Genomic DNA, 6,389 nt, shown 5'->3' with positions numbered 1-6,389 from the left:
GCCGATGGAGGCCGCGCCTCCCTCGGAGCGCCCACTCGCCGAAGCCCCGTCGGGCCTCTCGGGCAGGGCTCCCTCGGGGATGGCTCCATCGGGAATGGCTCCCTCGGCCAGGGCTCCCTCGGCCAGGGCTCCCTCGGGCAGGGCGGACCTGCCCTCCTTGCGCGGCATGTTCGGATTCGTGCGGTTCATTCACTCCACCCGTTCGCGTCCCCGATACCCCATTGTCCCTTCCCGGCCCCGCTCAGCGACTGTGTGACGCTTGTGTGACCTTTTCCTGAACGACTCCTGGAACGGAACAGGAGTTCCCAGCGTCTGTCCGGTCGGGGGAATCGACGGGGGTCCTGGCGAGTCTCCCCTGCCCCATGACGCATCATGGGGTGATCACATCGGAGCCTCGGGCTCCCTTTCCCGAGGAGACACGCACCGCATGACCAGGCGTCACGGTTATGCCTTGCTCGCCGCGCTCTGCGCGTTGGTCCTGGCCGTCTCGGCCGCCATATACGTGGGCGTCGGCTTCGACGACGGCCACAAGACGGAGACGTTCACAGGCAACCGCGCCTCGCGCAACCAGGCGGCTCCCGCCTCCACCGGCACCTGGGTCGGCGCCTGGTCCGCCGCCCCGGTCGGGGGCGAGCCCGGCACGGAGACGAACGGCCTCGCGGGCCGCTCCGTCCGCAACGTCGTCCACACCGGCACCGGCGGTACGAGTGCCCGCATCACGCTGTCCAACCTCTACGGCCAGCAGCCGCTCACCATCACACACGCCTCCCTCGCGGTGGCCGCCGCCGCGAACAACCCCGCCGCCGCGGCCGACACGATGCGCCGCCTCACCTTCGGCGGCACCCCGTCGGTCGTCATCCAGCCGGGCCAGCAGGTCCTGAGCGATGTCGTACGCGTCACAGTGCCGCCGGACACCGACGTGCTCGTGACCACGTACTCCCCCACACCGTCCGGCCCGGTCACCTTCCACCCGCAGGCCCGGCAGATCTCGTACACGGCCGAGGGCGACCGCACGGAGGACGTCACCGGGGAGCCGTACACCACTCAGACCATGTACTGGCGCTACCTCACCGCGCTGGACGTGCTCAGCAACGAGTCGGACGGCACGGTCGTCGTGGTCGGCGACTCGCTCACCGACGGCGTGACCTCGACCGTCGGTGCCAACCGGCGCTGGACCGACGTCCTCTCCCAGCGGATGCGCGAAGCCGCCGGCTCCGACGACGTGCCGCGCTACAGCGTGGTCAACCAGGGCATCAGCGGCAACCAGATCCTCGCCAACGGCCTCGGCCGCCCCGCCGAGAACCCGAGCGGTCTGTCCCGCTTCCAGCGTGACGTGCTCGGCCGCACGGGTGTCCGGGCCGTCGTCATCGACCTCGGTGTCAACGACATCCTGCGCAACCCCGGTCAGGTGAACCCCGCCACGATCATCGACGGGCAGCGCAAACTGGTCGCCCAGGCCCACGCCCGCGGGCTGCGCGTCGTCGGCGCGACCCTCATGCCCTTCCAGGGCCACCGCGGCTACCGCGACGACCGCGAGGCCGTACGGGAGGCCGTGAACGCCCAGATCCGCGCGGGCCGCGTGTACGACGCGTACGTCGACTTCGACGAGGCGCTCCGCGACCCGTACAACCCGCGCCGGCTGCGGTCCGACTACGACTCGGGCGACCACCTCCACCCCAGCGACAAGGGGTACGCGCGGATGGCGGAGGTCTTCGACCTGAAGAGCCTGAAGGGCGCGGCCCCGGCCGAACTCTGAGAGACGACCCCCGCCCCCGGACGCGCGACAACGTGCGGGTCCCGACCCGGGAACCGGGACCGGCCCGGGAACCCGGTCCGGGTCGGGGCCCGTGTCCGGATCCGAGTCCGGATCCGAGTCCGGATCCGGGTGCGAGTCCGAGTCCGGATCCGAGTCCGAGTCCGAGTCCGGATCCGAGTCCGGATCCGAGTCCGGATCCGAGTCCGAGTCCGGATCCGAGTCCGAGTCCGAGTCCGAGTCCGGTCCGGATCGGGTCGGGGCCCGAGCCCCCGCGACCCCCGGGGCGGGGTCCGATCCGGGGGTCGCGAGGGGTCGCGGTCAGTAGTGCCCGCGCCTGCGCCTCTCCCGCTCCTCCCGGCGTGCGTCCCGCTCTTCCCTGCGGGCCTCGCGCTCCTCGCGGCGGGCCTCGCGGTGGTCGTCCAGGGCGTCGCGGACCTGCTCCATCGCCTCGCGGTGGGCGTCGTGCAGGCCATGCGGATCGTGCAGGTGGTCGCGGCGGGAGGCGTGCAGCTCCTTGCGCGCCTCCCTGCGCTCCAGCTTCTCCTGGCGGCGGGCCTCCTTCAGGCGCTGCCGCTCCGCCCTGGGCAGCTTGCGCTCGATGCCGACACCGCCCCAGAAGGCGAAGCCGGTGACGATCACGCGGGGCGCGCCGGGGTCGCCCGGGACGCCCTCCTCGCTGTGGTCGAAACCGCCCATGATCCCGATTCCGCGGACCACGACCTCGACGCCCGGCGGCACGATGATCTCCATACCGCCCATGATCGCCACACAGTTGATGGTGACCTCACGGTCGGCGAAATCGGCGTCGCGCAGGTCGATCGTGCCCCCGCCCCAGAACGCGAAGCAGTTGAACTGCCTGGGCACCGTCCAGCGCCCCTTGCGCTCGAACCCCGACATGACGGCGACACCCCAGGTGGACGAGCCCTCGCCACCGACGATCCGCCCGGCCCAACTCCCCCGCTCCGCAGGCTCCTTGACCATCGACACGGGCGGCGGCGCCACCGCGCCCGACCCCGGCAGATCGCGGGTGATCGGAGTCAGCTCACCGTACGTACGGGCCTTGTACGTGGCGTCCAGGCGCTCCTCGAACTCCTCCATGTCGAGACGGCCCTCCGCCACGGCGTCCCGCAGTTGCTCGGCGACCCGTTCGCGGTCGGCGTCCGAGGCACGGAGACTGTCGGAGGAGGACCGGGCTTCGGGCCCGGAGGGTATGGGGGCCTGCGGCGTCAGCCGCTGATCGTCGTTTCCCCCGGAAGACGCAGCGTCGGTCATGAAGGCCAGCCTACGAGCAACCCGCCCGCCGGGCTACGAAACGATCCCCACATCCGGACAGTCCAGACGCGGGCTGGGCCCACGGGCCGCACACCGCATACGAAACCAGCGACGAAACCAGCTACAGAACCGGCCACGGAACCGGGCTACGGAATCGGCTACTAAGCCTGCTACGAAACCGCCTCCTCCGCCTCGCCCGCCCGCCGGGCGCGGTCCGCCTGCTCCGCGTACATCGTCGCGATCACGGCCTCGATGTCCGGCTCCCGCACGGACAGGTCCACCAGTGGGTACTCCGCCGCGACCCGCGCCACCAGCGGCGCCGCCGACTCGGACGCGGGAAAGGCCAGCCACTGCCGCGGGCCCTCCACCTTCACGACCCGCGCGGGCGCCGCCTCGATCGGGGGCAGCTCCCGCTCCAGGTCCACCACGAGGGTCCGCTCGCTGTCGCCCACCTCGTGCAGTCCGGCGATCGGACCGTCGTACATGAGCCGGCCGTGGTCGATGACCATCACGCGCCGGCAGACCTGCTCGATGTCCTGGAGGTCGTGCGTGGTGAGCAGCACGGTCGTGCCGCGCTCGGTGTTCAGGTCCCGCAGGAACTCCCGCACCTTGGCCTTGCTGATCACGTCGAGGCCGATCGTGGGCTCGTCCAGGTACAGCACCTCGGGATCGTGCAGCAGCGCGGCCGCGATGTCGCCGCGCATCCGCTGCCCGAGGGAGAGCTGGCGTACGGGGACGTCCAACAGGTCGCCCAGTTCGAGGAGTTCGACACAGCGGTCGAGGTTCTCCCGGTAACGGGCGTCCGGGATGCGGTACATGCGGTGCATCAGCCGGTACGAGTCGATCAGCGGCAGGTCCCACCAGAGGGTGGTGCGCTGGCCGAAGACGACACCGATGCGGTGCGCGAGACGGGTGCGCTCGCGGGAGGGGTCGATGCCGGCGACCCGCACCCGGCCGCCGCTCGGGGTGAGGATGCCGGTCAGCATCTTGATGGTGGTGGATTTCCCGGCACCGTTCGGGCCGATGTAACCGACCATCTCGCCGCGCGCCACGGTGAAGGAGATCGAGTCGACCGCCCGCACCTCGCGCCGTTCGCTGCGCAGGAACCCGGTCTTCTTGCGAACGTCGAAGACCTTCTCGACGCGGTCGAGTTCGATGAAGTGACGGTCCCTCTCCTCGGTGCCGTCGATACCGTTCATGTCGTCCCTGTCCATGTGCGCTAGCTCCCCGTACTCCGATACGAACGCAGTCCCGCGCGCCAGACGAGCCCCGCCAGCACGCAGCAGCCCGCCCCCACCAGCGGCGGGGTGAAGGCCACCCAGGTCGGCAGGTCGAGCGGGTAGGGCCGCCCGAGCACGTACAGCGCGGGCACCCAGTTGACGAAGGCGAGCGGGACGACGAAGGTCACACCGCGCACCAGTTCCTTGGCGAAGATGCTCGGCGGGTACTGCAGGAGGGTGCCGCCGCCGTACGTGAAGGAGTTCTGCACCTCGGACGCGTCCTGCGCGACGAACTGGAAGGCGCCGCCCGCCACGAACACCGCCCCGAAGATCATTGCTCCGCTGAGCACCATCATCGGGACCATCAGCACCTTCAGCGGCGTCCAGGCGATGTCGAGCACGGCGACCGCGTACCCGAGCACGAACAGCCCCTGCGCGATCCGGCCCAGGCGGCGCAGCGCGAACTTGTCCGCGGCGACCTGGGCGAGCACCGGCGCGGGACGGACGAGGAGGGTGTCCAGCGTGCCGTCACGGACCCGGCTCCCGAGCCGGTCCATGGAGCCGATCACCAGGTCGGTGAGCCCGAAGGCCACGCCGACCACCCCGTACAGGAAGGCGACCTCGGGCAGGCTGTAGCCGCCGAGTTCGTCGACCTGCGAGAACATCAGCAGGATCGTGAGGAAGTCGAAGGACGTCGCCGCGAAGTTGCCGAAGGCGGTCATGGCGAAGGAGGCGCGGTAGGCCATCGTGGAGCGGATCCACATGGCGGCGATCATGCGATAGGCACGCAGCCCGTCGCGCAGTCGGCTGTACGGTCCGTACGGGCCTGGCCACAGGTCCTCGCCGTACGCCTCCTGCGGGCTCCGGGAGCCGTGGGAACTGTGGGAGCCGGGGGTTGCGCGGGTCTCATTCACCTGCTCGGTCTCAGCCACCCTGGACCACCACCCTCCGTGTCGCCGCCGACTGGATCATCCGGCCGACCGCCAGCAGGACGACCGCCCAGCCGGCCTGGAAGGCGAACGTGCTCAGGGGGTCCGCCTCCCCCATCAGGACGTCCGCCGGCGCCTGGAGCAGCGCCGACCAGGGCAGGAGACGGGCGAGCTCGCCGAGCGCGCCGGGGAAGACGTTCAGCGGCAGCAGCATCCCGGAGAAGAACATCCCGCCGAGCCACGTGAGTTGCATCGCACCGGCGCCGTCCATCAACCAGAACGCACACAGCGCGACGATGTACCGGATCGCAAAGCTGACGACCGTTCCGAGAGCGATCGCGACGAGGCAGGCGGCCCACGTCAACAGGTCGGTGGGTAAGGCGAGATCGAAGAAGAGCGCGCCGCAGGCCATGGGGAAGACACCGCGTCCGAGCAGTTGGAAGAGGGCGCGGCCCGTGTCCGCGGCGAGCCACCACGCCTGGAGATCGGCGGGCCGGTACAGGTCGATCGCGATGTCACCCGTACGGATACGTTCGATCAGGTCCGCCTCGAAACCGTTGCTGCCCAGGACCATCACCGCGAACATCGCCTGGCCGACCCACACGTAGGTGAGTGCCTGTGCCTCGTCGTAGCCACCGAGATGGGGCTTCTCGGCCCAGAGGGCGATGTAGGTGTATGCGAGGATGAAGCCGAAGACGGTGTTGGTGAACACCCCTGCCGCGGTGGCCGCCCGATACGTCGCGTACCGCCTGAATCCACCGGCGGCGACAGCGACGTACAACCGCCCTGTCCCCACGAGGAACCTCCATCCGCTGCGAAGAGTTGTGCCGAGAGCGCCGCGAGGCCGGTCCAGGCCGGTTCGGGCACAAGCGGAAGAGCCTAGTGCGCGGGTGGAGAGGCGTGCCACGTGTTTTTCCGGCGCGGCGTGTGCCGCGCACCGGGAACGGAACAGGTGGTGCAACAGTCTTCAGGTGGGGGCGTTGAAGGCGTACGAGGGCGTACGGGAACGTGCGACGCGAAACAGGAGCATGGCAGCACCATGAGCGACGAGCCGCAGCCGAAGCAGGACCGCCAGGGCTGGGCACCCAGAGAACCGGAACCGGGCCCCGCCCGACGCCGTCCTCCCCAGGGCGAACCCGCCACGCCTTCCGATAACGGCCCCGGCAAGGACCCGGACCGTCCCGCCCCGGACGACCCCGCCACGGCTTCATC

The 6,389-nt window shown here is 70.4% G+C and carries 5 protein-coding genes and 1 pseudogene; 1 reads left to right on the top strand and 5 read right to left on the bottom strand.

Annotation, left to right across the window (positions count from 1 at the left end; all coding sequences use genetic code 11):
• Positions 1 to 189, bottom strand: a pseudogene (locus FNH08_RS51250) (hypothetical protein); the annotation flags it as partial.
• 238 nt (positions 190 to 427) lie between these two features.
• Here FNH08_RS51250 and FNH08_RS41690 point away from each other — a divergent pair.
• A complete protein-coding gene (locus FNH08_RS41690) occupies positions 428 to 1,756 on the top strand; it encodes an SGNH/GDSL hydrolase family protein (RefSeq protein ID WP_152776720.1) in 1,329 nt (442 codons plus the stop codon).
• A 318-nt stretch (positions 1,757 to 2,074) separates the two neighbouring features.
• On the opposite strand, the gene FNH08_RS41680 is transcribed toward FNH08_RS41690, so the two are convergent.
• The 4 genes from FNH08_RS41680 to FNH08_RS41665 all read right to left on the bottom strand — a co-directional run bounded on the left by FNH08_RS41680 (position 2,075) and on the right by FNH08_RS41665 (position 5,973).
• The gene (locus FNH08_RS41680) at positions 2,075 to 3,028 is read right to left on the bottom strand and encodes a DUF1707 SHOCT-like domain-containing protein (RefSeq protein ID WP_152776719.1); all 954 of its coding nucleotides are present in this window, start codon (positions 3,026 to 3,028) and stop codon (positions 2,075 to 2,077) included.
• 170 nt (positions 3,029 to 3,198) lie between these two features.
• Positions 3,199 to 4,242 carry an ABC transporter ATP-binding protein gene (locus FNH08_RS41675; RefSeq protein WP_228034692.1) on the bottom strand — a complete coding sequence of 348 codons (1,044 nt, stop codon included), beginning with the start codon at positions 4,240 to 4,242 and terminating at the stop codon, positions 3,199 to 3,201.
• A 5-nt stretch (positions 4,243 to 4,247) separates the two neighbouring features.
• Positions 4,248 to 5,084 (bottom strand): ABC transporter permease, encoded by an 837-nt coding sequence (locus FNH08_RS41670; protein ID WP_228034693.1) that lies wholly within the window; start codon positions 5,082 to 5,084, stop codon positions 4,248 to 4,250.
• A gap of 88 nt (positions 5,085 to 5,172) precedes the next feature.
• On the bottom strand, positions 5,173 to 5,973 hold the full coding sequence (locus FNH08_RS41665; protein WP_322726315.1) for an ABC transporter permease: 801 nt from the start codon (positions 5,971 to 5,973) through the stop codon (positions 5,173 to 5,175).
• Positions 5,974 to 6,389 lie beyond the last annotated feature (416 nt).

This window comes from Streptomyces spongiae, assembly GCF_009377185.1.
Taxonomy (GTDB): Bacteria; Actinomycetota; Actinomycetes; order Streptomycetales; family Streptomycetaceae; genus Streptomyces; species Streptomyces spongiae.
The sequence above is the reverse complement of the archived record's forward strand: the minus strand, read 5'-3'. Positions and strand labels throughout refer to the sequence as shown.

What these genes read in the sequence shown, in the direction of transcription:
- FNH08_RS41690 (WP_152776720.1), top strand. Translation starts at nt 428, where the DNA reads ATGACCAGGCGTCACGGTTATGCCTTGCTCGCCGCGCTCTGCGCGTTG.
- FNH08_RS41680 (WP_152776719.1), bottom strand. Translation starts at nt 3,028, where the DNA reads ATGACCGACGCTGCGTCTTCCGGGGGAAACGACGATCAGCGGCTGACG.
- FNH08_RS41675 (WP_228034692.1), bottom strand. Translation starts at nt 4,242, where the DNA reads ATGGACAGGGACGACATGAACGGTATCGACGGCACCGAGGAGAGGGAC.